Origin of the sequence: Faecalibacterium sp. OM04-11BH, from assembly GCF_003482185.1 — a bacterium.
Lineage (GTDB): Bacteria > Bacillota > Clostridia > Oscillospirales > Ruminococcaceae > Faecalibacterium > Faecalibacterium tardum.
Genome location: NZ_QULS01000003.1, coordinates 215,160 through 240,038, shown reverse-complemented (window position 1 = coordinate 240,038; position 24,879 = coordinate 215,160). Strand labels below are relative to the sequence as shown.

At 57.6% G+C, this 24,879-nt stretch carries 20 protein-coding genes and 1 tRNA gene; 8 read left to right on the top strand and 13 right to left on the bottom strand.

Annotated features, from left to right (window positions below; all coding sequences use genetic code 11):
- Positions 1-92: 92 nt before the first annotated feature.
- A complete protein-coding gene (murC, locus tag DXB44_RS04675; protein ID WP_055186801.1) occupies positions 93-1,478 on the top strand; it encodes a UDP-N-acetylmuramate--L-alanine ligase in 1,386 nt (461 codons plus the stop codon).
- A 70-nt stretch (positions 1,479-1,548) separates the two neighbouring features.
- Here the strand turns inward: murC and DXB44_RS04670 are convergent, their stop codons facing one another.
- From DXB44_RS04670 to DXB44_RS04655, 4 genes are all read right to left on the bottom strand, one after another.
- Positions 1,549-1,812 (bottom strand): Txe/YoeB family addiction module toxin, encoded by a 264-nt coding sequence (locus tag DXB44_RS04670; RefSeq protein WP_118657913.1) that lies wholly within the window; start codon positions 1,810-1,812, stop codon positions 1,549-1,551.
- On the bottom strand, positions 1,812-2,069 hold the full coding sequence (locus DXB44_RS04665) for a type II toxin-antitoxin system RelB/DinJ family antitoxin (protein WP_112090901.1): 258 nt from the start codon (positions 2,067-2,069) through the stop codon (positions 1,812-1,814). Before DXB44_RS04665 ends, DXB44_RS04670 begins: the two co-directional genes overlap by 1 nt.
- A gap of 185 nt (positions 2,070-2,254) precedes the next feature.
- Positions 2,255-4,165: a hypothetical protein gene (locus tag DXB44_RS04660; RefSeq protein ID WP_118657912.1), complete on the bottom strand. Its 1,911-nt coding sequence runs from the start codon at positions 4,163-4,165 to the stop codon at positions 2,255-2,257.
- 6 nt (positions 4,166-4,171) lie between these two features.
- Complete coding sequence (locus DXB44_RS04655) at positions 4,172-6,271, bottom strand: MMPL family transporter (protein ID WP_118657911.1); 2,100 nt, start codon at positions 6,269-6,271, stop codon at positions 4,172-4,174.
- A 265-nt stretch (positions 6,272-6,536) separates the two neighbouring features.
- Here DXB44_RS04655 and DXB44_RS04650 point away from each other — a divergent pair, with 265 nt between their 5' ends.
- The 3 genes from DXB44_RS04650 to DXB44_RS04640 all read left to right on the top strand — a co-directional run bounded on the left by DXB44_RS04650 (position 6,537) and on the right by DXB44_RS04640 (position 7,997).
- Positions 6,537-7,139, top strand: a complete 603-nt coding sequence (locus tag DXB44_RS04650; protein WP_113993190.1) for a TetR/AcrR family transcriptional regulator — start codon at positions 6,537-6,539, stop codon at positions 7,137-7,139.
- 78 nt (positions 7,140-7,217) lie between these two features.
- Positions 7,218-7,293, top strand: a tRNA-Val gene (locus DXB44_RS04645).
- 89 nt (positions 7,294-7,382) lie between these two features.
- Entirely contained in the window at positions 7,383-7,997 is a 615-nt protein-coding gene (locus DXB44_RS04640) for a DUF1919 domain-containing protein (RefSeq protein WP_158581875.1), read from the top strand.
- A gap of 228 nt (positions 7,998-8,225) precedes the next feature.
- On the opposite strand, the gene glpK is transcribed toward DXB44_RS04640, so the two are convergent.
- Positions 8,226-9,728, bottom strand: coding sequence for a glycerol kinase GlpK (gene glpK / locus DXB44_RS04635; protein ID WP_118657909.1), 1,503 nt, complete (start codon positions 9,726-9,728; stop codon positions 8,226-8,228).
- A 332-nt stretch (positions 9,729-10,060) separates the two neighbouring features.
- Between glpK and DXB44_RS04630 the strand changes: the two genes are divergently transcribed.
- On the top strand, positions 10,061-10,795 hold the full coding sequence (locus tag DXB44_RS04630; protein ID WP_055185548.1) for a response regulator transcription factor: 735 nt from the start codon (positions 10,061-10,063) through the stop codon (positions 10,793-10,795).
- On the top strand, positions 10,792-12,072 hold the full coding sequence (locus tag DXB44_RS04625; protein WP_243111025.1) for a GHKL domain-containing protein: 1,281 nt from the start codon (positions 10,792-10,794) through the stop codon (positions 12,070-12,072). Before DXB44_RS04630 ends, DXB44_RS04625 begins: the two co-directional genes overlap by 4 nt.
- Before the next feature lie 57 nt (positions 12,073-12,129).
- Here the strand turns inward: DXB44_RS04625 and DXB44_RS04620 are convergent, their stop codons facing one another.
- A complete protein-coding gene (locus tag DXB44_RS04620; RefSeq protein ID WP_118657908.1) occupies positions 12,130-13,446 on the bottom strand; it encodes an NAD(P)-dependent oxidoreductase in 1,317 nt (438 codons plus the stop codon).
- A gap of 141 nt (positions 13,447-13,587) precedes the next feature.
- Entirely contained in the window at positions 13,588-14,790 is a 1,203-nt protein-coding gene (locus tag DXB44_RS04615; protein WP_118657907.1) for a nucleotidyltransferase family protein, read from the bottom strand.
- A gap of 245 nt (positions 14,791-15,035) precedes the next feature.
- Here DXB44_RS04615 and DXB44_RS04610 point away from each other — a divergent pair, with 245 nt between their 5' ends.
- Together DXB44_RS04610 and DXB44_RS04605 are read left to right on the top strand one after the other, a co-directional pair.
- Complete coding sequence (locus DXB44_RS04610; protein WP_005921122.1) at positions 15,036-16,232, top strand: acetate kinase; 1,197 nt, start codon at positions 15,036-15,038, stop codon at positions 16,230-16,232.
- A gap of 409 nt (positions 16,233-16,641) precedes the next feature.
- Complete coding sequence (locus DXB44_RS04605; RefSeq protein WP_005921120.1) at positions 16,642-16,929, top strand: zinc-ribbon domain containing protein; 288 nt, start codon at positions 16,642-16,644, stop codon at positions 16,927-16,929.
- Positions 16,930-17,004: 75 nt separating this feature from the next.
- Here the strand turns inward: DXB44_RS04605 and DXB44_RS04600 are convergent, their stop codons facing one another.
- Genes DXB44_RS04600 through DXB44_RS04575 form a run of 6 tightly spaced genes read right to left on the bottom strand, consistent with a single transcriptional unit; the run spans position 17,005 to position 24,847 of the window.
- Positions 17,005-18,024: a glycosyltransferase family A protein gene (locus DXB44_RS04600; RefSeq protein WP_118657906.1), complete on the bottom strand. Its 1,020-nt coding sequence runs from the start codon at positions 18,022-18,024 to the stop codon at positions 17,005-17,007.
- A gap of 18 nt (positions 18,025-18,042) precedes the next feature.
- Entirely contained in the window at positions 18,043-19,422 is a 1,380-nt protein-coding gene (locus DXB44_RS04595; protein WP_118657905.1) for an O-antigen ligase family protein, read from the bottom strand.
- Between the two features lie 43 nt (positions 19,423-19,465).
- On the bottom strand, positions 19,466-20,578 hold the full coding sequence (locus DXB44_RS04590; RefSeq protein ID WP_118657904.1) for a glycosyltransferase family 1 protein: 1,113 nt from the start codon (positions 20,576-20,578) through the stop codon (positions 19,466-19,468).
- A gap of 31 nt (positions 20,579-20,609) precedes the next feature.
- Entirely contained in the window at positions 20,610-21,704 is a 1,095-nt protein-coding gene (locus tag DXB44_RS04585) for a glycosyltransferase (protein ID WP_118657903.1), read from the bottom strand.
- An 18-nt stretch (positions 21,705-21,722) separates the two neighbouring features.
- The gene (locus DXB44_RS04580) at positions 21,723-23,552 is read right to left on the bottom strand and encodes a GGDEF domain-containing protein (protein WP_118657902.1); all 1,830 of its coding nucleotides are present in this window, start codon (positions 23,550-23,552) and stop codon (positions 21,723-21,725) included.
- Positions 23,549-24,847, bottom strand: coding sequence for a hypothetical protein (locus DXB44_RS04575; protein WP_118657901.1), 1,299 nt, complete (start codon positions 24,845-24,847; stop codon positions 23,549-23,551). The genes DXB44_RS04580 and DXB44_RS04575 overlap by 4 nt, the downstream gene beginning before the upstream one ends.
- Between the last annotated feature and the right edge of the window lie 32 nt (positions 24,848-24,879).

Below are 24,879 nucleotides of genomic sequence, written 5' to 3'. Positions count from 1 at the left end.
TGCTGCAAAAAATATATAATAAGAGTGTGTCCCCATATTTGGAAGGAATCGGTCTGCGCTGCAGCCGTTAATATTTGGAGGAGAGCCTTACTATGTTCATGTACTCGGATTATAGCCAGCATCTGCTGGACCATGTAAAGAAGATCCATTTTATCGGCTGCGGCGGCAGCGGAATGTACCCGCTGATCCAGATCTTGGCTGCCAAGGGCTACGAGCTGTCCGGCAGCGATGTGCTGGACGGCAGCATCATCCGCTACGAGCGGGAGATGGGCGTGAAGGTCAGCCTTGGCCACAATGCGGATAACGTTGTCGGTGCGGACATGGTGGTGTACTCTGCCGCCATCTCCAAGGATAACGTGGAGCTGAACGCAGCCGCCTCCTACGGCATTCCCACCGTGGAGCGCAGTGTGCTGCTGGGCTATGTGAGCCGCCTGTACAAGCAGAGCATCTGCGTGTCCGGCACCCACGGCAAGACCACTACCACCTCCATGATCACCACTGCGCTGGAACTGGCAGGGCGCGATCCCTCTGCCGTCATCGGCGGCAAGCTGCCCCTCATCAACGGATACGGCAAGGCCGGCAAGGGCGATGATATCGTTATCGAGGCCTGCGAGTTTGCCGAGACCTTCCTGAAGCTGACCCCCTACCTGTCTGTGGTGCTGAACATCGACAACGACCATCTGGACTACTACGGCAGCATGGGTGAGCTGAAGTTCGCCTTCAAGCGCTTTGCCCTGATGACCCAGTTCATGATCTTTGCCAACGCCGACGATAAGAACACCATGGACGTGATGTACACACTGGATCGCCGGGTGCGCACCTTTGCCATCGACAACCACGCCGACTACCGCGCTATCAACGTCAACGAGTATAAGCCCGGCTTCTTTGAGTTCGACCTGAAGGAGTGGAATACGACCGACACCACCCGCATCCGCCTGTCCGTGCCCGGCCGCCACAATATTTATAATGCACTGGCCATGTGCGCCGTGTGCCGCTTTGTGGGTCTGAGCGCAGAGCAGTGCGCCGAAGCTGCCCTGAACTTCAAGGGCGCAGGCCGCCGCTTTGAGGTGTACGGTGAGTGCAACGGTGCGCTGGTCATCGACGACTACGCCCACCACCCCACCGAGCTGCGCGCCACCCTGAACACCGCCAAGGAGATGGGCTACAAGCGCCTGATCGCCGTCCACCAGCCGTTTACATACAGCCGCACCAAGATGCTGTTCAACGACTTTGTGGATGTGCTCAAGATCCCGGACATCACGGTGCTGACCCCCATCATGGGCAGCCGCGAGCCCAACGACCCCACCATTACCAGCGCAAAGCTGGCAGCGCAGATCCCCGGCTCCGTGCTGGTGAACAGCCTGCAGGAAGCCGCCGACTGGGTAAAGCAGAACGCCCAGCCCGGCGATCTGGTCATCACCCTCGGCTGCGGCGATATCTATAAAGCCAGCAAGATGATGGTGGAAAAGGATCAGTAAGTTTATTTAAAAGGGACACCGGACAGCCTGCGGGCTGTCCGGTGTCCTTTTTTAGATACAGCGGCTGCTGTCAGGTGTCATCGTAATGTCCGCGGCAGGAAACGATAAACACAATGCCGTTTTCTTCGTAGTAAACGATGCGGTTCACATCGTCGATACGGCGGCTCCACCAGCCGCTGAGCGTACCGCGCAGCGGTTCCGGCTTGCCGATGCCGTCAAAGGCGTTGCGGGAGATATCTTTGATCAGCGCGTTGATGCGTTTCAATGTCTTTTTGTCCTGCATCTGCCAATAAAGATAATCCTCCCATGCGCGATCCTCCCACAGCAACCGCATCAGGCTTCCTCGATGAGATCATGCGGGGCAAAATGCGCCTTGCCGCTGCGCACATCCCGCATGATGCCTTCCAGATAACGCTGATTGGCAGAGGAATAAAAGGGGTCTGCGGTCAGCTCGAACGGAATGCGCTTTTCCCGGGCGCAGGCCTTGAGAAAGATCGTGATAGCCGTGTTCATACTCAGGCCGATCTCGTCAAAGGTCTGTTCTGCTTCATGCTTCACGGCATCATCCACGCGTACACTGATCTGTGCCATATCCAGCACCTCCTTCTTTCTTTGATTTTACCACATGAGAAAGCAAAATGCAATCAAGATGCTTTCTTTTTATTGTATGCTTTTCACCCTGAAATATTCCCGCAGACGCAGAAGCGCCCCGCAGTCATTCGGCTGCGGGGCGCTTCTGCGTCTCTATCTACGATTCTGGAAGGATGTTGGCATTATCAGAACTTGAACAGGTCCACGATGCGCTGCCACAGGCGGGTGAAGATGTTGCCCTCCTTCACCGTCTCAGTCTCAGCCACAACATTGTTGGCAGAGGCCACGGTCTCGGCGGTCTTGTAGACAAACTTCACGCTGCTCTCAGCGTCCTCGGGTGCACCGGCAAAGCTGGTGTAGCTTTCCAGCCGGTCGCTCATCTCGTCCAGCACGGTCTTAAGGCCGTGCAGCTGATCCTGATCCAGTGCGCCGGTCAGCTTGGAGATGCCCTCCTCGTTGAACTGGTTCAGGCCATCGTTCAGCTGATGGGTGCCGTCGTTCAGCTGGCTTGCGCCCTCGTTCAGGGTGTTCACACCGTCGTACAGGGTCTTGGTACCGGCGGCAAGCTGTGCGCTGCCGTCCTTGGCAGAATGGGCACCATCTGCGGCGGTCTGCACACCGGCGGTGTACTGACCCACGCTGGAAACGAAGTACTGGATCTTGGAAAGGCTGTCCTTCAGGGCGCGCACATCCGCGATATCCTGACTGTTCTCTACCTGATACTTCAGCTCTGCCTTGGCGGTGTCCTTAGCCTCCTGACTGGTCAGCAGCTGCACCAGACCGCACAGCATGGAGGGGTCGTAGTTCTGCATCAGGTGCAGAGCAGCCTCCAGATCATGGTTCGTCTTGGTAGCGGAAAGGTACAGCGCCAGATCCAGCTGGCTGTCCTTGAAGCTGGGCGCCTGCTCCCAGATGGTGCGCACCATCTTGCGGCGGCCGGCAGCCAGCGTCTTGTCGTTGATGGTCAGAATGTTGTCGATGACCGCGGCGTAGTTATCCCAGGTCATATCAGTGTCGATCAGACCGCCCTCTTTCAGGGTCTTGTTGGCAGAAGCCAGCACGCCGTCCGCCACCTGCTGTGCGCCGCTGTTCAGGGCGCTGTTGTTGGAGCTCAGGGTGTCCAGACCGGTGGTCAGCTGCCCCAGACCCTCGTCCAGTGCGGCTGCACCATTGTTCAGGGTGTTGGCGCCGTCCAGCAGTGCCAGCACGCCGCTGGCCAGCTGACTGGTGCCATCCTCCAGCTGAGAAGCGCCGTCCAGCAGCTGGCTCATGGCATCGTTCAGCTGGTTGATGCCGTCGGTCAGGTCGTTGATGCTGCTCAGGTCAAACACATTGTCAGTGCCCAGAGCCGCAGCGCTGGTGGCGCAGGCCATCATCACCTGCGGGCAGGTCAGCCCGGTGACATCTGCTTCCACCGTGATGGTGTCCTGCAGATAGTCCTCAATGGTGTCCAGCTCGTCCGGCAGCAGACCGGACAGGGAATCCTTCACGCCCGGCAGGGTGACAAAGGCAGCCACATTGCTCTTGGCGGCGCTTTCCACCAGACCGTGGGCAGCCACCACGTTGGTGGCATCCTGCCCGAAGATCACGCCCACAGCGGTGACCAGCGGGGTGACGATGGTGCGGTCAGTGCCGTTTACGTTCACGGTGCCGGTCTCGTTGTTCTTCAGGGCGATGGTCATGGTCAGATGACCGCTCTTGCCGATCAGATCTTCCAGTGCGGCTTCCTGACCGTCCAGCGCGTAGGTGACGGTAGCCTGAATGGGCAGGGCGCGGGTAGTGTCACCTTTATAATACACATCGGTATCATCGGTGTTCCACACCAGCTTTTCGCCGTCCTGTGTGAACTCGGCGCTGCTCTCGGTGTTCTGGATATTGGTCAGGGTGCTCTGGTCGGTCACTTTGGATAGACCGGAGGCGCTGTAAACATGCTCGCTGACGGTGGTGCTCTGGATGGAGCCATCGGCGTTCATCACAGCGTACACGGTCTCAGACTTGGTAAAGCTGCTGCCGCCTGCGGCAAAAGCCGGGGCTGCACAGCTGGCGGCAAGGGCAACTGCCAGCGCCGCACTGGCGAAACGAAGCGATTTTTTCATAACGCATTACTCCTTTTCAGACTTCTTGGCGTTGGCAGATTCAGGCACCATCCACTTCAGGGTGGTGTGACGGATGATCCAGTCACACAGCATCAGGGCGGCGGGCAGCACCAACAGAATGACCAGCATACTGATCAGAGCGCCGCGGGAGATCAGCAGGCAGATGCTCCGCAGCAGTTCCATCTTACTGATGGCGGCCACGCCGACCGTAGCGGCAAAGAAGGTCAGGCCGCTGGTCAGGATGGACTGGCTGCAATGCTCCAGCGACTGCTGGGCAGCTTCCTTGGGGGTGCGGCCAAAGGCGCGCTCCTCGTGATAACGAGTGGTCATCAGGATGGAGTAGTCCACGGTAGCGCCCAGCTGGATGGTACCGATAACGATGCTGGCGATAAAGGGCAGCTGCGTACCGGTAAAGTACGGGATGCCCATATTGATGGCAATTGCGGCTTCGATGCTGGCAACCAGCAGCACCGGGATGGAGATACTCTTGAAGGAGATGGCGATGATGACCAGCACGGCCATGATCGACCAGACGTTGACGTTCTTGAAGTCCACGTCTGCCACCTCGATCAGGTCTTTGGTCATAGCGCCTTCACCGGTGATAACGCCCTCGGGATCTACATTTTTGATCAGGCCGATCATCTTGTCCAGCTGGCTGTTGATGGCATCCGTGCCGGTCTTGTAGGAGCTGTTGGCCAAAATCAGCTTGTAGCCGCCGGACTGCAGGATCTCCATCACGCTGTCGGGCAGCAGCTCGGTGTCAAAGCCGGGGCCGGTGATGGAATCCAGACTTACCACCTGCGTGATACCGTCCACATCCTTCAGCTCATCGCACAGGTCGGACACCTGCGTAGCGGTCAGATCGTCATGCACCAAAATGAAGTGGCTGGTGGTCATGCCGAAGTCCTCGCCCAGCTTGTTGGTGCCTACGATGCCGGTCAGGTCCTGAGGCAGGGAGTCGAACAGGGTGTAGTACACGCTGGTCTTGTTCTGCGCAATGGCAAAGGGGATAAGGATGAGGATAAAGACGGCCACGATGGGCACGGAATGCTTGGAAACAAAGTAGCTCAGCTTGGTCAGCCGGGGGATAACGGTGCGATGCTTGTATTTTTCCACCCACTTATCAAAGGTAAGGATCAAAGAGGGCAGAATGACCACGGTGCAGATAACGCCCAGTGCCACGCCCTTTGCCATGACAAGGCCGATATCGCGGCCCAGCGTCAGACGCATGGCGCACAGTGCAAGGAAGCCTGCAATGGTGGTCAGACTGGAAGCGGAGATGGAGGTCATAGTCTTGCAGATGGCGCTGACCATGGCTTCTTCATTGGTGGAGCGCAGCTCCTTTTCTTCCTCATAGCGGTGCAGCAGGAAGATGGAGAAGTCCATCGTAACGCCCAGCTGCAGCACGGTGGCAAGCGCCTCGGTGATGTAGCTGATCTGCCCCAGAAAGATGTTGGTGCCGAAGTTGTACGCGATGGGGAACAGCAGACCCAGCATGAACAGCAGCGGGGTGAGGGTGCTTTCCAGCGAGAGGAACAGCACCAGCAGGCTGGCGCCCACGGCGATCAGGATGTACAGGGGCATTTCCTGATTGACCAGCGCCTTGGTGTCCTGCAGAATGACACTCATGCCGCCGAAGAAGCAGTCCTTACGCAGCAGCTTTTCGATCTGCTTAACGGCTTCCATGGTCTCGTCGCTGGCGCTGGGGGCGTCAAAGCGGACGATCAGCATGGTGGAATCGTTTTTGCCGAACATGAACTGCTGCACATCGGCAGGCAGCATGGCGGTGGGGATGTTGGGGTCGATCACATCGCTGAGCCAGAAGGTCTGGGTGACGCCGGGCACGGCTTCTATCTCCTTTTTCATAGCGATGAGTTCATTGGTTGGCAGGCCCTCTACCGTGATCATACCGGTGGAGGCCAGATGGAAATCGTCCTCAAGGGCTACCTCGCCGATCATGGAGTCCAGATCCTGCGGCAGGTAGGTGAGGATGTCATAATTGATGCGGGTGGCAATGGCGCCGATCGCGGAAGGGATCAACAGCAGCACGGCTACTGTTAAGATCAGCTTGCGCAGACGCACGATGCCTTGTGCGATCTTTTTCATGAGAACCCTCCAGAATAGAAAGTTGATTGGGAAAGCCCGCGAAACTGACCACCGGTCATCTTCCGGGCAAACACTATTATATCCACCCCGGGCAGAGTGTCAAGCAGGAAAAGTGACCGAAAGTCAGTTTTTTTATCACCTGCAAAAAATTGTATAGCAAACCGGGCTTGCACAAACGGCCAAGGACTGCTAAACTAAGGTACGCAGACCGGACGCAGCACATACCTGCGTCTAAATTCAGAGAAAAGAGGAATCTACCCAGAGCATGAGCACCGTGGAAGGTAAGAAACAGGAAAAGCGCCGCGCCCTGCTGGATGCAGCCTACGAGCTGTTTCTGGAGCGGGGCACCGCCAAGACCAGCGTGGAGGATATCACCAGCCGGGCAAAGGTGGGCAAAGGCACGTTTTACCTGTATTTTCAGGATAAGGGCGCGGTGATGCAGGCGCTGCTGGGGCGGGTGAGCTACCAGCTGCTGAGCGATGCCTGCCTTGCGGTCGAGCAGCACCCCGAGCTGCCCGACTTTACCGCGCAGGTAGTGTTCGTCATCGACCATATCATCGAGGCTTTGCGGCAGGATGCGCTGGTGCTGCGGTTTCTGGAGCGCAACTTCGTCTGGCCCGGGCTGGACCAGATCGAAGCCAGCAGGGAAGCCGAGCCCCTGATGCGCAAGCTGCTGGCCATTGTGCTTTCCAGCCCGGAAATGGCGGGCCGCACCGAGCGGGAGGTCTACCAGCGCATCACCGCCTTGGGCAGTATGTGTATGTCGGTGTGCTATTCCAGCATTCTGGAGGGCAAGCCGGACAACATCGACGCCATGAAGCCGGTGCTGTACGATATCATCCGCCGGGCACTTTCGCCGGAAAAGTAAAAAAGAACGCATAAAAAAGCACAAAAGGTCTTGCTTTTTGCAAAAAGCTGTGGTAAACTATCCAAGTCGATATGACATGGACGGTTAGCTCAGCTGGTAGAGCATCTGCTTGACGTGCAGGAGGTCACAGGTTCGAGTCCTGTACCGTCCACCATACAGTTCGTACTCGAACCCGATTCTTTACGAGAAAGGGTTCGGGTATTTTTTTTGCAACATTGGGACTCAATTGTTTTGGAGGATTCTGTGCTTGTCAAATTAAAGACTCTTTTTCGAACAGCTTATAATTTTTTCAATCGCATCCGACTGAAAAACACGGATGTTACGTTGATTGCCAGTAACTGCAATGGCTGTTGCATTCTGCATGATCTCGGTTTGAAATTTAATTCACCCTTTGTGAATCTATGGATCGAGCCTTCTGACTTTATAAAACTCTGCGAAAATCTGAAAGATTATCTCCAATACGACCTTGTATTTATTACACCCGCCGAAAAAGAAATCACTTACCCTGTTGCATTGCTGAAGGACATTAAGTTATACTTTCAGCATTATTCTTCCGAAGAGGAAGCCTCTCTCGCTTGGAATCGTCGAAAAGGTCGAATAAATTTTGACAATCTTTATTTTCTTTTTACAGACCGTGATGGATGCACCAAGCAAAATCTGTTGGACTTTGATCAATTGAATTTGAAACACAAGGCTGTACTTTGCCACAAACCGTATCCCGATATTGAATCCGCCGTTTACATCAAAGGATTTGAAAGCGAATCGTGCGTCGGAATGTGTATGCGTTATCGAAGCCGCTTTTCTATCAGAAAATACTACGACGATTTTGACTATGTTGCATGGTTCAATCAAACTTAAATAGAAATCTCTCCCGCAAAGAGCCGGGCATCACTAGGAAAGGTGGCATCCTGCCCTACTCGTTCCCAGCAGGGTTTGGGGCTCCGCACGCCCTAACAAGAGCATCCGCCTTGCGTATGTAGTCATTTTGTGATACAATGCTCCACTAAAACACCCCCGGCAGGCAATCACCATCACGGTGGCAGCCTGCCGGGGGTGTTATGTTATCCCGTCAAACTTTTTCCTACCTTATACCTCGTGCTCGGCCCAGTCCTGACTGCGGCCCACGGCCTTGTGCCAGCCCTTGACCAGCTTTTCCCGCTGGGCAGCGTCCATTTTCGGCTCAAACAGCTGGTTGCAGCTCCACAGGTGGCTGATCTCCTCCCGGCTCTTCCACACGCCGGTGGCAAGGCCAGCCAGATACGCTGCACCAAGGGCGGTGGTCTCCCGGATGGCCGGGCGCAGCACCTCCTTGTTCAGAATGTCGGACTGGAACTGCATCAGGAAGTGGTCGCGGCTGGCACCGCCGTCCACCTTCAGGGTGCTGATGGTGATGTCGGTGTCCTTCTCCATGGCCCACATCAGGTCGGCGCTCTGGTAGGCGATGGATTCCTCTGCCGCGCGGATGATGTGGTTCTGGGTGGTGCCACGGGTGATGCCCAGAATAGCACCCCGGGCGTACATATCCCAATAAGGCGCGCCCAAACCGGTAAAGGCGGGCACGATGTACACGCCGCCGTTGTCCGGCACCTTCTGGGCGTAGTACTCGGAATCGCAGCTGTCCTGAATGAGGTGCATCCCGTCCCGGATCCACTGAATGACCGCGCCGCCCACAAAGACGGAGCCTTCCAGCGCATATTCTACCTCGCCGTCAAGGCTGATGGCAATGGTAGTGACCAGACCGTTTTTGCTCTGGTAGATCTTGTTGCCGGTGTTCATCAACAGGAAACAGCCGGTGCCGTAGGTGTTTTTCACATCGCCGGGCTTAAAGCAGCCCTGCCCGAACAGCGCGGCCTGCTGGTCGCCCGCAATACCCGCCACCGGCACATCCACGCCCTGAATGTTGGTGTAGCCGTACACCTCGCTGGAATCCTTCACGCTGGGCAGGATGCTGCGGGGGATGTCCAGCGCCTTGAGCAGGGTGTCGTCCCAGTCCAGCGTGCGGATGTTGTACAGCATGGTGCGGCTGGCGTTGGTGCGGTCGGTGACGTGCACCTTGCCGCCGGTCAGCTTCCAGACCAGCCAAGTGTCCACCGTGCCGAACAAAAGCTCCCCGGCCTCGGCCTTTTCCCGCGCACCGGGGACGTTGTCCAAGATCCACTTGATCTTGGTGGCAGAGAAATAGGCGTCCGGCACAAGGCCGGTGTTTTCCCGGATGTAGTCCGCCATGCCGGGGGTCTTGAGCAGTTCGTCCACAAGGGGCGCGGTGCGGCGGCACTGCCAGACGATGGCGTTATACACCGGGCGGCCGGTGTTCTTATCCCACAGGATGGTGGTCTCGCGCTGATTGGTGATGCCGATGCCCGCAATATCTCTGGGGTCCACGCCGCTCTGGGCGATGACCTCGTTCATTACGCCGTACTGGCTGGACCAGATCTCCATAGGGTTGTGCTCCACCCAGCCCTGATGGGGGTAGATCTGCTCAAATTCCCGCTGATGGACGCAGACGATGTTCTGCTCGTTGTCAAACAGGATCGCCCGGCTGCTGGTAGTGCCCTGATCTAATGAGAGGATGTATTTGGTCTGGCTCATGATCGTCTCTCCTTGCTCTGAAGCTTGAGCGCAAAACAAAAAAGAGCGCACCAAACAAAGCTATCTGCTCTGTCTGTCGCTCTCCTGCTCTGCGCAAACATATTCTGTGCTTATTGTACACGCTCCGCAGGCAAAATACAAGCTTCTGCGCGATTTTTGGAGGTTCTGCACAAGGGGACCGCGCTGCCGTTGAACACTCTGCCGAACGGGGATGCAATGCAGCTGCCGGGGATGTAAAAAGCTTGCAAATTTGCGAAAAAGACGTGACGAAACGGCGCGGATGTGGTATCGTTAAGGGGTAGACTTTTTTGTTCGGAAAGGATTTCTTTGCTATGACCCGGATCGCTTTCTGTGATGACGATGCTGCCCTGCTGCACCAGATGCAGGATTTTCTGGAGCAGTACCGCACCCTGCGGGGAGTGCAGCTGGAGCTGTTCCCATATACAAAGCCCATGGAGCTTCTGGCAGATATCGAGGCCGGGGTGCGCTTTGACGTGCTGTTTCTGGATGTGCTTATGCCCGGCATCAACGGCATCAACGCCGCACGGGAGATCCGCCGGTACGACACGGCGGTGCAGATCATCTTTGTGACCTCTTCTTCGGAATTTGCCGTACAGTCCTATGTGGTAGGCGCATACTACTACCAGCTCAAGCCCATCTGGAAGGACAGCTTTTTCCGCCTTACCGATGCCGTTTTGGCCGAGTGCCGCAAACGCACCCAGCACAGCCTGATCCTGCGCTGCAAAAGCGGCGTGACCCGCATTACGCTGGACAGTCTGGAATACTGCGAGGTGCAGGGGCGCACGCTGGTGTTCCACCTACTGGACGGCACCGTCATCGAGAGCAGCGGCAGCATGGACGAGTTGGCGCGGCAGCTGGCAGATTACCCGGGCTTTCTGCGCCCGCACCGCTCCTATCTGGTAAACATGGAGTACATCCAGAACATCACCGCCAAGAGCATCACCATGGAAAGCCTTGCCGAGGTGCCGCTGCCCCACGGGCGCTTTACCGCCGTGCGGGATCAGTATCTGGAGTACTCCTTTGCGGGAAAGAAGGTCGTCCTGTGACCGCCCCGGGCATTCTGCCGGAAGTGCTGGACGGCGCAGCGGTGGGCATTTTCGGCATCCTGCTCAGTGCGGCGTTCTGCCCCATCCGCTGGACGGGCAAAAAGCGCTGGGCGCTGGCGGGCTGCACCGCCGGGCTGCTGGCGCTGCAGGGGATGTTCTACTTTGGTGCCAGCCCCACGGCTGCCAAGTATCTTTACCCGTTTATCACCCACCTGCCGCTGTATGTCGTGCTGGTGCTGCTCAGCGGGCAGAAGGTCTGGCCGCTGGTGGCAGTGCTCACGGCTTATTTGTGCTGTCAGGTGCGGCGCTGGGCGGCGTTGGCGGTAGCGCTGTTCTTTCCGCAGCATCCGCTGGTGCAGCCGGTGGCAGAGCTGCTGTTCACCCTGCCGCTGCTGCTGTTGTTCATCCGGTTCCTTGCGCCCTCCATGCGGCAGCTTTCCCGCTACCCGGCCTCGGTGCAGTGCCAGTTTGGCATCGTACCGTTGGTGAGCTATCTTTTTGATTACATCACCCATGTCTACACCAGCCTTTTATCCGAGGCGAACCCGGCGGCGGTGGAGTTCATGTTCTTTGTGTGCTGCGCAGCCTTTCTGTGCTCCATTTTGCGCGCCTCCCGGGTGGAGCGGCAGCGTATCCAGATGGAGCAGTTACAAACCAGCCTGAATTTACAGGTCACGCAGGCCATGCGCGAGATCGAGGCGCTGCGTCTTTCTCAGCAGCGCGCCAGTACCTACCGCCACGACCTGCGCCACCACATGCAGTTTCTGGCGGGCTGCATCGAGAACGGCCGCACCGAGCAGGCGCTGGGCTACATCCGCAGCGTGTGCAGCGAGATCGAAGCCGGCAAGGTGACCGCCTACTGCGAGAACGAAGCGGCGAACCTGATCTTTTCTGCCTTTGCCGACCGCGCCGCCAAGGCCGGGGTACAGTTCACGGTGCAGGCGGGCATCTCGCAGGCGCTGCCGGTCTCGGAGAGCGACCTGTGCGTGCTGCTTTCCAATGCGCTGGAAAACGCCTTGCACGCCGCCGTGCGCTGCCGCGAAGCAGGGCAGGGGGCTTTTATTGAGACCACCGGGCACGAAAAAGGGAAAAAGCTGTTTTTGCAGATCACCAACAGCTGCCTGCCGGACGTGCAGTTCCGGGAGGGCGTCCCGGTCACTGACCGCACCGGTCACGGGCTTGGAGTGCGCAGCATCTGCGCCATCTCGGAGCGGTACGGCGGCCTGACCAGCTTTGCCGCCAAGGATGGGCAGTTTACCCTGCGGGTAATGTTATAAGTTATAAAAATAATAGTAAGGCGGGAAGGTCCACGGACCTTCCCGCCTTACTATTTATTATAATTGCTGCTTTGCCAGCACGTCAGAGGTAGGGGTCCGGAACACCGGGACGTCGGCATAGGGGTCGGCAGCGGTGTCGGCGGGCAGGCTCTTCATATACTCGTCCATGGCGACGGCCACCTTCTTGGCAACAGCCACAGCCTCCACCACGGTACGTGCGCCCATGACGGCGTCGCCGCCGGCAAATACGCCCTCGCGGGTGGTACGGCCGTCCTCGCTGACACTCAGCAGGCCCTTCTGGTTGGTCTCGATGCCGGTCGTGGTCTTGACGAGGTTGCTCTCAGAGCCCTGACTGACCGACACGATGACGCCGGTGTGGGGGTACAAAGTCTCGCTGCCCTCTACCTGCGTGAACTTGCCATCCTCGCCCTTGACGGTGTCACGGCAGATCAGACCGTCCTCGCGGATCTCCACCGGTGCCTTGCAGAACCGGAAGCCCACGCCTTCCAACTTGGCGTAGCTGACCTCGTACTCGGAAGCGCTGATGCAGCTTTCGTCCCGGCGGGCGTAGCAGGTAACGTGGCGGGCACCGTTGCGGATGGCGGTGCGGGCGCAATCCATAGCGGAGTTGCCCACGCCGATGACGGCCACGTCATCGCCCAGACGGAAGGCCTTGGAGTTGGCCAGATAGTCGATGCCAAAGGCCACGTTGCCAAGGCTTTCGCCCTTGATGTGCATGGCGTTGGCCTTCCACAGACCGGCACCGATGAACACGCTCTTGTAGCCGTCGCGGAACAAATCGTCGATGGTAAGGGTCTTGCCGATGGTGGTGTTGGGGCGCACCTTGATGCCCTTCAGCTCCAGATGACGGTACTGGAAATCGTCCAGTACACTGTCCGGCAGGCGGTAGTTGGGGATGCCGTAGCGCATCACGCCGCCGATCTTATCCCGGGCGTCAAAGATGGTCACATCGTAGCCCCAGCGTGCCAGCAGCACGGCGATGGTCAGGCCCGCCGGACCGGAGCCCACCACAGCGGCCTTCATGCCGTTTTTCGGGGCAGGGCCTGCGGTCATCTTGTTGGCGTAGGTGGTGGAGATATAGTCCTCGATGATGGAAAAGTGCACCGGGTCGTGGCTGGGCATCCGGTTGCGGATGCAGTGACCCTCGCACTGCTTTTCGTGGTTGCACACCAGACTGCATACAGTGGTCAGGGGGTTGTTTTCAAACAGCATCCGGCCCGCAGCGTCCATCTGGTTTGCCTTGAGCAGACGGATGACCTCCGGGATATTGGTGTGGATGGGGCAGCCCTCCTGACACATCGGCTTTTTACAGCCGAGGCAGCGGTTGGCTTCGTCCAGAACATGAAGTGCCATGGGTTCCTCCTTGTGTTTCCCCTGCGGGGACAGTCGTTTTTTACAGGCTTGTTGTATCCAACATTGCATTGCTTTAATCATACACCCGAACTGCGCCGGATACAAGAGGGCACAATATAAAATTTTTCATGTTATTTTTTGTCAATTCGTCAAAAAGATAATTTTTTGACGATATATCCCGCCCATCGGCTCCGGTTTTGCCCGGCACAGCGCACCAAGGTCGCTGGCCCTGCTCTGGGCAGCAGCCATTTGGGCGCAGGTCTCGTTTTCCCGCGCAAGCCGCGCCAGCGAGTGGGACAGCGGCAGCGCCGTTTCTCCGAGCAGGGGCAGCGCTTCCTTGCGCGCGCCCAGCAGGTGCAGATAGGGCGGCAGTGCCGGGGTCTGGGCGGTGTAGCCCAGCGCCGCATCCATCGCCAGCCGCCGCATCCGTGCCCGGGGGTAGCGCACGGTGGTCAGGGCATCCAGCAAAGCGGGCAGGCTTGCGGTCTCCCGCACGGCGTTTTCCAGCCGGTGCTCCAAGCCCTCGGATACGCCGCGCACCGCAGCAAAGGGGGCTTGCTCTGTGCAGGCTGCCCGCAGCAGCGCCAACTCACAGTGCCCCATGACTGCAAAATCTGTATACTTTCCGTCATATTCTGCTTGTATATACAATTTTAGTGCCTTTTTCGGCACATAGGGCGCCAGCGCCGCCGCGCCGCCCTCCGCCCAGAGCGCCCGCAGGGCGCTGGCGCTGGCAAAGGCTGTATGGCCGCTTTCGGTCAGCGCCTGCCCGTGGTCTGCTCCTTGCCGGGGCAGGGCAATGGGCTGCATTTCTACATTTTGTTCTATAATAGCTTTACAATACTCTACGGCAAGATTGTTGTTGGGCTTGTCCAGCAGGGCGGCAATATCCGACCCCGGGCACAGTGCCTGCACCGCCGCCTGCCGGGCGGCGGCAAAGCTGCGCGCCCCGGCGGCAAGCTGCTGCCTGAGCGCGGCACGGTAGTCCTCGCTGCACAGCACCCGGGAGGCTTTTTGCAGCAGGGTGGTGTCCGGGGTCTCTGCCCCAAAGACCAGCGTATCGCACCCGGCAGCGGCCAGAAGGCGCACGCCCGCCCGGGCAAAGGCCTCGGCACCGGCGCAGGCGCAGGGTGCGGGCAGGGCAAACACAAGGTCTGCCCCGCAGGCCAGCGCCGCCTGCACCCGCACCGCTTCCGGCAGCAGCGGCAGCGCCCCCCGCTGGGTAAGCCCGCAGCTCATGGCTACGGCCACCCGCTGCGCCCCCAGCGCCCGCGCCTGTGCCAGCTGCCATGCGTGGCCGTTGTGGAAGGGGTCGTACTCCGCAATGATGCCTGCAAACTTCATGGAACTGCTCCTTTTCGCCGAAAGATTGTTAAATTTATATCGCATATACAGAAAAACCCTGTCGTTTCCGGGATTTGTGGGCAGGATGTACAAAAACCTTGTACACAAGTTTTACCGCTTTGCCCGGGTTGCGCCTTGAAAAGCCGCCATCCCTATTATATAATAAACATAGGAATCTGTAAAATTCTGTCCGCAGTTTTTTTTTAGGCTGTGGATGGTACAAAAATTTTCAGGAGGCAACACAGATGAAGATTCTGGTTATTAACTGCGGTTCTTCTTCCCTGAAGTATCAGCTGATCGATATGGACGGCGAGAAGGTGCTGTGCAAAGGCCTGTGCGAGCGCATCGGCATGGAGAGCAGCATGATCACTCACGAGGCCAACGGCACCAAGGCTACCACCCCGGCGATCTTCCCCACCCACACCGAGGCTTTTGCCGAGGTCGTGAAGAAGATGACCACCGGTGCAGGCAAGTGCATCAATGACGTGAGCGAGATCGACGCCATCGGTCACCGCGTTGTGCACGGCGGCGAGAAGTTCAAGAGCAGCTGCCTGATCACCGATGAGGTCATCAACACTCTGCGTGAGCTGAGCCCGCTGGCTCCTTTGCACAACCCCGCCGGTATTCTGGGTATCGAGGCCGCCCGCAAGGTGTTCGGCAACATTCCCATGGTGGCTGTGTTCGACACTGCTTTCCACAGCACCATGCCGCCGAAGGCTTATATGTACGCCATCCCCTACGAGTACTACGAGAAGTACGGCGTGCGCCGCTACGGCTTCCACGGCACCAGCCACAAGTACGTTGCCCACAAGGCAGCCGAGTATCTGGAGGAGCCCATTGAGCGCCTGAAGCTGATCACCTGCCATCTGGGCAACGGTTCTTCCATTGCCGCAGTCGATCAGGGCAAGGTGGTGGATACCTCTATGGGTATGACCCCGCTGGCCGGCCTGATGATGGGCACCCGCTGCGGTGATCTGGATCCCTCTGTGGTCAACTACCTGAAGTATACCCTGAACATCACCGGCCACGAGCTGGATGAGATCCTGAACAAGAAGTCCGGCCTGCTGGGCATCTCCGGTGTTTCCAGCGACAAGCGTGATGTGGAAGAGGCTGCCGCGGCCGGCAACAAGCGCGCACAGCTGGCTTCCGATATGCTGAACTACCAGATCAAAAAGACCATCGGCAGCTACATTGCAGCCATGGGCGGCGTGGATGCCATCGTCTTTACCGGCGGCATCGGCGAGCACGATGCCATTGCCCGTGCAAAGATCTGCCACCACATGGATTGGCTGGGCATCCGCATCGACACCGAGAAGAACAAGCACCCTGTTGGCGATGTGTGCGAGATCACCGCTTGGGGCGCAAAGGTGCGCACGCTGGTCATTGCTACCGACGAGGAGCTGATGATCGCCCGCGACACCAAGGAAGTCATCGAGAAGTAAGCTTTTCCCAAAGGGCTTTGCAGGGGCTGCTGCACAGGATGTGCAGCAGCCCCTTTTGTTTGTGTGAAAAAGTGGTTCAGAAACACCCGCGGGTGTTTCTGAACCACAAATCATAAATTATCTGCCGCTGCACAAAACCTGTGCGACGCGCCGCTTTTCTATCTTCCGGCGGTGATTTTACCCAAATATATGCTGTCGGTTTGTGCCATGTGTACAAATAAAAGGGCGAACGGTTGTTTTTTGGTTGACAAATCTCAAAAATAACGGTACAATAGGAAAGTCCTCAATCCGAGGGCGTTTATCTATTCAAGCCCCTGGTAAGCTTACTGATCAGCGCGATGGTCCCAAAACCAAAGGTATGGTTACAATCCTTCCGTGGGCAAGAACTAACTAAAGAGGAGATACTACTATGTTTGAAGACAAGACTCTGGTCTGCAAGGACTGCGGTAAGGAATTTGTTTGGACTGCCGGCGAGCAGGAGTTCTACGCTTCTCGCGGCTTCGAGAACCAGCCCCAGCGCTGCAAGCCCTGCCGTGACGCCCGCAAGAACGGCGGCGCACGCAGCAACAGCGGCGAGCGTCAGATGTTCGACGCTGTCTGCGCAGCTTGCGGCAAGGCCTGCAAGGTTCCCTTCCAGCCCCGTGAGGACCGTCCGGTCTACTGCTCCGACTGCTTCGCTCGCATGAAGCAGAACTAAGCGCTGATTTTCATTTAAATCGGTAACAAAGCCCCCCGCTGCCAGCCGGCAGCGGGGGGCTTTTTGCGTTTCTCTTCAGGGATGCTTGCGCTGATTTGCGCCCGAGAGCAGCAGCACTGTGCGGCACAGCCGCAGCTTGAGCAGCAGCAGCTTTACCCGGTCGTTCCGGCTTTGCATGACGTGCAGCGGGGTGCTGCGCACTGCTGTGTGCACGCGGGGCTTTTGCAAGGTGTTGCGCAGCCAGGCGGTCTGCTCTGCAAGGGAAAGCGGACTGCACCCAAGGTTCTTGATCCCCATCATCAGGTCACGGACGGTACAGTAGTTCGCCTTTGCGCGGTGCATGGGGCTGTTCTGCAAGCCCCACGCAGAAACGGTGTCCCACACGGCGTCACTGAGATAAAAGTTATCCTCCAACCGTTCCGGGTGGTAGCTGTTGGACAGACTGCCCCGCCGGGCAATCGTGTAGTGGTACAGCGGCTTTTCCAGCACCACCAGACAGCCGGGGTCCCTGCGATAGAAGGCTACGAAAAACAGCCCGTCCTCCCCCAGCTGATGGCAGGGAAAGCGCAGATGGTGCTGCTCCAGAAACGCTCTGCGGAACAGCTTATTGATGATCAGATACGAGGACGCCATCTCGTCAAAATGCTCCTTGAAGGGCTCGCCCCGGTACACGCCGGAGAGGGCGCAGCCGCTGGTCTGTGTGTGCAGCAGCTGGTCCTTTTCATCATAGCTGTCCAGATACAACCCAAACTCCACGCAGTCCGCATCCGCGTCCCGGGCGGCGCTGTACAGCAGCTCTGCGGCGTCCGGCTCCACCCAGTCGTCCGGATCCAGAAAGAAGATATATTCTCCCCGGGCGGCATCCAGACCCGCGTTGCGGGCAGCGGCTACGCCGCCGTTGGGCTGGTCGATGAAGTGAAAGCGCGCGTCCTCGGCAGCAGCCTGTGCGCACAGCGCGGCGCTGCCGTCCTTGGAGCCATCGTTGATGAGGATGGCCTCGAAGTCGGTCATGGTCTGCGCCCGCAGCGAGCGCAGCGCCCGGGGCAGCAGGCGTTCCATATTATAAATGGGCAGTATAAACGTAATACAGGGCATTGTTTTCACTCCTTGCTGTCACACTTCCTTCATCAGAATACGGATGCGGTCCCGCATCTCCTGCCGACTGTCCGGCATCCACACCTTGGGCTCCGGGGGCTTTTTGCGCTCCATGGCATAGGCAAGCGTCACCAGACGCAGCGCCATCGCGCTCCAGAAATAAAAGGCAGTATTATCGGTCAGGTAGGTCACCGTCATATAGCCCAGCTCACACATATATAAAAGCGCAGTCTGCTGGTCTGCATAGCGCTGCCAGAACAGCGGGGTCAGAACATACTGGATGCCGGACCAGAGCAGAAAGCCGGGAAATCCTACCTCTACAAAGACCTTCAGGATGTCGTTGTGGAAAGGAATGGCCTGGTTGAGGAGTCCCGCATTGTACCACTGGGCAATGATGGTATCCACATATTCAAAGCCGTGGCCGAGATAGGTGATGGAAAATTCATAGTAGGGGTTTGCCATGCTCCACAGGTAGTCCCGTCCCATCATATCGATGCCAAAGCGCAGTAGAAGCGCTGTAATGATACCATTGCGCACACAATAGAGGAACGCCAGAAAAAACAGGATGCAGCACCCGCCCATTGCCGGGTAAAACCAGCTGGGGACTTTGCGCTTGCGGAGAAGCAGAGCGATCAAGATGAACAGGACCACTGCCGGGATGGCGATGCGCTTCATGCCGACCAGAAAAAACCAGCAGCAGAGCAGCAGATACCGCCGACGCTTGCGTTTTTCCTGCGGGGTGGAATGGGGCGCAAAGACGGCGTAATACAAAACCATCTGTCCGAACACAAAGGTCAGGTCGTGGATCTCCAGCTGCAGCGCATAGCCATCCGCATCGCCGAAGGTGACCAGACAGGTGATGAGAGACTGGAGGCTGGCTGCAAGACCGTAGCCGGGAATGCTCAGCAGCATGATGGCCGTGTTGGCAATGCAGATGCTGATGGTAAACAGGTCGATGGCTTTTTCCCGGAACAGATAGACCAGCGCCACGGCAGTGAGGATGGCAATGCTTTGGAACACAAGCTTGGAGCAGCTGCGGATCATGGAGGACACCGCAGCAAAGCTTTCGATCCAGATGACCATCGACCAGAAAAACAGTGCCGCCATCAGGGACATATACAGCAGGGTAGGCTTCCAGATCTCCCGGAGGCGTGTTTCGTCCGGGTAAAACAGAGTGTATAGCACCGCAAGCCCGATCACTCCCAGAGAGATGGCCTTGGGAAGGCCACCCAGTGTGGTGTTGATGGGCTTCCACTCTCCCAACCCTGCTCCGGCCAGAAAGAATACGCAGCTGATGGTCAGCAGTCTTTGCCACAGCGGGCTGTCCTTATAAAACAAAGAGGCCGGAGTTTTCCGGCTGTAATCCTTTTTGGTCAAAATCTGATCCAATGTGCGCATGAAAAAGGGTTCTCCTTTTGTAGCGGGTGTTCCCGCAGGTGACTTACGCCTCTCCGCTCAGCTGCAAGTACTGCTGCTGCAAGCGGGCGGCGGCGATGTTGATATCGTAGCCTGCCTGCCGGATCAGCTCTGCACCGGCAGAACGGTCGCAGGGCTGTTGGAGCATCCGCTGCAAGCCTGCCGCCCAGTCTGCATTGCTGGCAGAAAGCGGGATCTGGATGGCGCGGGGCGAAAGCAGCACCTCTTCCGGCACTGCGTCCGAAAATACGCATCCCAGCCCGGCGGCCTGCGCCTCGATGCCCACCACCGGCAGACCCTCGAAGCGGGAGGGCATGACAAAGAGATCCATCAACTGGTACCAGTCTGCCACATTGCTTTGCAGCCCGGCAAACAGGATATGGTCTGTGATGCCCAGTTCCTGTGCCTGTGCGCGGACAGCCGGTTCCAGCCTGCCGGTGCCGATGAGCACCAGCACCGCCCGGGGCTCCAGCTGCAAAAAGGCAGCAAAGATCTCCAGCAGACGCTCGTGGTTCTTGCGGATGTCAAAGCGCCCCACATGACCAAGCACCACCCGGTTCTCCAGCCCGTAACGCGCCCGCATTTCCGCGCGGACGGCGGGGGAGAATCGAAAAGCTTCCGGCTCAATGGCGTTGGGAATGATCTGTCCCCGGCGCTCCCAGTCCGCCTTGCCAAAATAGTAGATGCCTGCGTCCCGGCCGCAGGCCCACAGGTGGGTGGCTGCGCCGGGCAGCAGCCGCTTGCAAAGCATCTTCAGCGGCCACTTATAGTCCCGGACGATCCAGATATTATGGGCGTGGGCAATGCGCACGGGCAGCCCCGCCTTCTCCGCGCCCTTCAGGGCGTACAGCCCCATGGCCTCGTTGTGGGCGTGCAGGATGCGGATGCGGGGGTCTGCGGCCACGGTCTGCTGCACAAAGCGCAGATACGCCGGGTAATGCAGCGGGTCAAGCCCCGGGCTTTGGTAGATATGCCCGCCCAGACGGCGGATCTCATCATCGTAGTCGCCGGGCTTTTTCTTGTTGACGATAAAATCAAACTGAACCTTGCTGCGGTCGATATGCCGGTAGTAGTTCATCAGCATGGTCTCGATCCCGCCGCGGTCCATATTGCTGACCGAATGCAGCACTCGTATCATAAATTTCTCCCTTTATCTGTGTTTGCAGCCCTTATGTCAGGTTTTCTGCGGCAGCAAGATACTGTCCATAGTTTTTCACCGCCAGTGCCTGATGCAGTGCCAGCAGACGGCTGTCCTGCACACAGATATCTTGTGGGGCGTAGTACGCAGCATACATCTGCTGCATCACCAGAAATGCCGCCTGCTGGACGGCTTCGTCCAAACGGGAGAGCCGATACCACGCCAGCGCGATGTGCTGTAACAAAAGCTGCTGCACCTGCGCAGAGTGCACCTCTTTTTTCTGTGCCAGCTCTGCCATCAGATACCGCATGATCCATACGGTATCTACCGCCTTTGCCTTTTTGCGGGAGCGCAGTGTGATGCCCAGCGGGTTCCGGGTATAGTTATAGACATACGCCGGGATCAGATAATGGGTAGGCCGGAAAGGGGCGATGCAGAAGGCAAAGATCGTATCCTCGAACCAGTAGCCCTCCGGGAATTTCAGATGGGCAAAAAGGCTGCTGCGGATCACCTTGCCCCATGCCATACCGTAGGGGGTCTGTCCGGTTTCGTCAACAGAGCCCTCCCGGTAGCCCGTCCGGCCAAAAACAAGGCCGTGTCCGGTAATGTTGACAAAGCCGCCCTGCACGATGTCAGCATTCGTTTCCAGCGCTTTGGACAGCAGCGCCTGTACGGCACCCTTGCGCAGCGTGTCATCTGAGTCCACAAACAGGATGTACTTTCCCCGGATATGCTCCAGTGCGCGGTTTCGTGCCCCGGAAAGCCCACGGTTAGATTGTGTGAGGATCTCTACCCGGGGGTCAGCGCGGTATCGCTCCAGCAGCTCCGGTGTTTTATCGGTAGAGCCATCGTTGACCAGTGACACAAAAAATGTATAGCCGGTCTTTTGTGAAAGGATCGAGTCCACACAGCGGACAATGGTGCGCGCAACATTGTAGCACGGTACAATAATGTGCAGATCGTACTGCGGGGTTATACGGTTGTCGGCCTGTATCGTCCCTGTGGGGATCGGTGCAAGAGCTTTCAGGTAGTTCTCTGCGGCAGCTGCATCGGGAAACGCCAGCGCAGACGGAGCTGCGCCGGTGCGCCGTTTCCCATGGGTCAGCTTTTTCAGCAATTGTTTCATCTAAGTTCTCCGGCTTTTTCAGGTTTCAGAAATTCCAAGGATAGCGCCGCCCTCCTCTGCGGTCAGGGCCATTTTTTTCTGTGCGCAGCGTACAAGGTCGCGCACATGGTAGAGCTCCTCCTCCGAGGTGGTCGCCCATGCAGCGGTGAACAGGATGGGGTACTCCGGGTTCAGCTTGTTGTACTCGTCCACCTGACTTTGCAGGATGCGGATCATGACTTCTGCCTTCCGGCTGCTGCATTCATCAAAGAAGGCAAGGAACTTGCCCGCGCCGTTGTAGCCCACCGTGCCGTCAGTGTCGCCCATCAGCTGCACCAGACCGGAAAAATCCTTCAGGATGCCGTCGCCCACGGTGTAGCCGAAGCGGCGGCTCATCTCGGTCAGATTGTCCAGCTGCAAGGCAAAGCAGGTATAGTCCTCCGGCAGGATGCGGCCGGCCATGCCGGTGATGTACACATTGAGCTTTTCGCGGTTGGGCAGGCCGGTCTTTTTGTCCACATACAGCAGATAATCCACCACATCCGAGAGGCGTCCCAGCAGAACGGCACCGCAGCAGCCGATCACAAAGAACAGCACCAGCGCCAGCATCAGGTACAGCTTGACATTGATGGCGGCAGCCACCTGCACCGAGCTGATCATCTTCAGATAATCCGCGCTGATGTACAGGTTCAGCTCCTTGCTGCTGGTATTGATGATCTCGTAGTAGCTTTTCAGCTGCGACTCGTAGTCATTGATCAGGCTTTCCATCTTGGCGTGCTGCTCGTCTGTGCCGCCAAAATCCACGTTGCGGAAGCTTTGCAGGATCTCCTCCTGAAACTGCCGGTCGATCTGACTGGCAGCCACCTGCTGCTCCAGTGACACCAGCTTCAGCACCAGACCGTCGTAGGTGGTCTGTGCCTTATCGCCCGAGCCCTCCAGCTCGATGTTGTTCAGGATGTATTCTGAGGATACCACATCGCCCCGGTCGGTAAAGTAGTTTTTCAGCAGGTCGGCATTCTTGTACACATACTGGTCGGTCAGGTTCCACAAGCTGTCCCTCTGTTCGGTGGTGATCTGCTCGTCCTGCTTTGCAGTCTCAATGCAGTTGGCCAGATATTCCTGCAGCACCGTGCCGTCCCGCACCTGCGGGCCGTTGAGCACATAGGCGTACAGCGCCGGGATGGTGTATTTTTTGAAATCGGAATAGATATCGCACAGATCTGCATAGGTGTAGCCGGTGCGGGAGGAGCGGAAGTCTGGGTAATGTTCCCGCTTGCTCAGCAGGTAGTTCTGCATCTCGGTGGTATCGTTTTCCAGAATGCGGATGCACTCGTAGTAGTCGTAGCCGTTGTCCAGCAGACCGGACGAAGGATTGAGCGAGAGCTTCTGCTCCACATATTTTTCCGTATAATAGGTGCAGTAGCTCTGGATGATAGCATCCAGCATATTGCGGGCATAGCCCGCGCCCAGCGCTCCGTCTACCACGAGGCTCACCTTGTAGGTGTCGGGGAAGTAGGTCACCTCTTCGCCCTTATCCAGTAAGGCATCATTGATGGTCTGCTGATCCTCTGAAATCACCGGTGTCACCGAAATGTTGGAACGGATAGTGCTCAGCCGCCCGGAAGCGCCCAGCGCATCCATGGCTTGCGAAATGACCGTGGAGGAATAGATCTCGTTGACATCCAGATCGCTGCCGTCCGGGGTGTAGCCGTCCGAGATGCCGTCGTTGGTATAGCGGATGATGACAGAGGCTGTGTACATCTGCCGCCCGTCTGCATACAGGTAGATGGCGGCTGCACCTGCCAGCGCGACCAGAAAGATCAGGATGCTGAAACGCTTCAGATAGCGCAGGATCTCAAACTTTTTCATTTGTGGTGCCTTACCTTTCTGCGTTTCCGTTCGTGGAGCAGCCATGCGCCGCCCAGCATCACGGCAACAGACTCCATCAGAGTCTTTTTCAGGCTCAGCCGCTGGATAAAGGAGGATGAACCGTAGGCAAATGTGATATAGTTCTGGGATTTATACTTGACGTAGGCTTTGTCCAGCACGAACAGCTGCTCCGAGATCTCGTTGATGGCAGCTTCCAGCTTGTTTACCATGGCCTGTGCCTCGGCCAAGCGCGGCTGCCCGGCGTCCAGCTCCCGGATCTTCTGGATCACATAATTGGTGCTCACGATCTCGGACTGGTAATCGGTGGCATCGGACAGAGAAGCATCTGCCGAGCGCGCCAGCGCGTCCATGGCGGTCTTGGTGCGGGACATATAGTATTCGCTGGCCTCATCCACGGTGGGGATCATCATGATGGAGGTCATGGACTTTTCGTAGATGGAAATGCCCTTTTTATCGGCGTCATAATAAGCCTGCTGGGTGCGCATGGCAAGATCGTCGATCTTGTTCTTGTATTCCAGAATGCTGGTCAGCATGGACGGGTCGCGGGCAACGCCGCCCTCAATGACAAAGGCCATGGCATTGGGGAGATCGTAATCCACCAGATTGTTGATCTTTTTACCCAGCGTGGTAAAGTTGTTGGTGGCAGAGTCGGGGTTTGCCTCGTCCGTAAAGCTTTTGTTCTCCTGCAGACGAGCGTTCAGGTAGCGGTTCAGCCCCTCAGCGCGCACCTCCAGCTCGTTCAGCCGCAGATAAGGCTCACACGCAGAGGTCACTTCCAGCTTTTCCTTCAGCAGGCTCTGGTTGTCGCAGTAGTTGCTCTGAAAGATCTCCCGGTAGGATTCGCACACGCTCTGCAAAAGATCCGTAGCCTTGCGGCTGCCAAGCTCCAGCTTTCGGGTGTTGATGGAAAGATAGTAGTTGGTGCTGATATACTCGCTGCCATTGGCGCTGCCGGTGCCTTCCGGGCTGAGATAAAGGCACTGGGCCAGCTGGGAGGCAGTCAGGCTGTCCTGCAAGCCCACCCGCCGGATGGCGCGTTTCATCACCTCGTCCGAAACGATCTCGTAGGCGTTGAAGCGGGTCTTGTTGGGGTTCATGCCCAGCGCGGCCTCAGAGTAATTGAAGGAGATGCTGGCGGTGGCGCTGTCCGCACTTTTGAAATAGTGAACCAGCCCGAACAGACAGCACAAGGTCAGCAGGCAGAGAAACAGGCGGTATTTATTTGTCCAGATATGGCGCAGCGCCTGTTTGATCTTTTCTTTGATGTCATCCATGGCATTCTACCCTTTTGCAGCGGCCTGCACGC

Excerpts from the sequence above, each read along its gene's own strand:
- DXB44_RS04605 (WP_005921120.1), top strand. The coding sequence starts at position 16,642 with ATGTTTGAAGACAAGACTCTGGTCTGCAAGGACTGCGGTAAGGAATTT.
- DXB44_RS04655 (WP_118657911.1), bottom strand. The coding sequence starts at position 6,271 with ATGAAAAAGATCGCACAAGGCATCGTGCGTCTGCGCAAGCTGATCTTA.
- DXB44_RS04575 (WP_118657901.1), bottom strand. The coding sequence starts at position 24,847 with ATGGATGACATCAAAGAAAAGATCAAACAGGCGCTGCGCCATATCTGG.
- DXB44_RS04610 (WP_005921122.1), top strand. The coding sequence starts at position 15,036 with ATGAAGATTCTGGTTATTAACTGCGGTTCTTCTTCCCTGAAGTATCAG.
- DXB44_RS04620 (WP_118657908.1), bottom strand. The coding sequence starts at position 13,446 with ATGGCACTTCATGTTCTGGACGAAGCCAACCGCTGCCTCGGCTGTAAA.
- DXB44_RS04585 (WP_118657903.1), bottom strand. The coding sequence starts at position 21,704 with ATGAAACAATTGCTGAAAAAGCTGACCCATGGGAAACGGCGCACCGGC.
- DXB44_RS04595 (WP_118657905.1), bottom strand. The coding sequence starts at position 19,422 with ATGCGCACATTGGATCAGATTTTGACCAAAAAGGATTACAGCCGGAAA.
- DXB44_RS04670 (WP_118657913.1), bottom strand. The coding sequence starts at position 1,812 with ATGCGGTTGCTGTGGGAGGATCGCGCATGGGAGGATTATCTTTATTGG.
- DXB44_RS04590 (WP_118657904.1), bottom strand. The coding sequence starts at position 20,578 with ATGATACGAGTGCTGCATTCGGTCAGCAATATGGACCGCGGCGGGATC.
- DXB44_RS04630 (WP_055185548.1), top strand. The coding sequence starts at position 10,061 with ATGACCCGGATCGCTTTCTGTGATGACGATGCTGCCCTGCTGCACCAG.
- murC (WP_055186801.1), top strand. The coding sequence starts at position 93 with ATGTTCATGTACTCGGATTATAGCCAGCATCTGCTGGACCATGTAAAG.
- DXB44_RS04650 (WP_113993190.1), top strand. The coding sequence starts at position 6,537 with ATGAGCACCGTGGAAGGTAAGAAACAGGAAAAGCGCCGCGCCCTGCTG.
- DXB44_RS04615 (WP_118657907.1), bottom strand. The coding sequence starts at position 14,790 with ATGAAGTTTGCAGGCATCATTGCGGAGTACGACCCCTTCCACAACGGC.
- DXB44_RS04580 (WP_118657902.1), bottom strand. The coding sequence starts at position 23,552 with ATGAAAAAGTTTGAGATCCTGCGCTATCTGAAGCGTTTCAGCATCCTG.
- DXB44_RS04600 (WP_118657906.1), bottom strand. The coding sequence starts at position 18,024 with ATGCCCTGTATTACGTTTATACTGCCCATTTATAATATGGAACGCCTG.
- DXB44_RS04660 (WP_118657912.1), bottom strand. The coding sequence starts at position 4,165 with ATGAAAAAATCGCTTCGTTTCGCCAGTGCGGCGCTGGCAGTTGCCCTT.
- glpK (WP_118657909.1), bottom strand. The coding sequence starts at position 9,728 with ATGAGCCAGACCAAATACATCCTCTCATTAGATCAGGGCACTACCAGC.
- DXB44_RS04665 (WP_112090901.1), bottom strand. The coding sequence starts at position 2,069 with ATGGCACAGATCAGTGTACGCGTGGATGATGCCGTGAAGCATGAAGCA.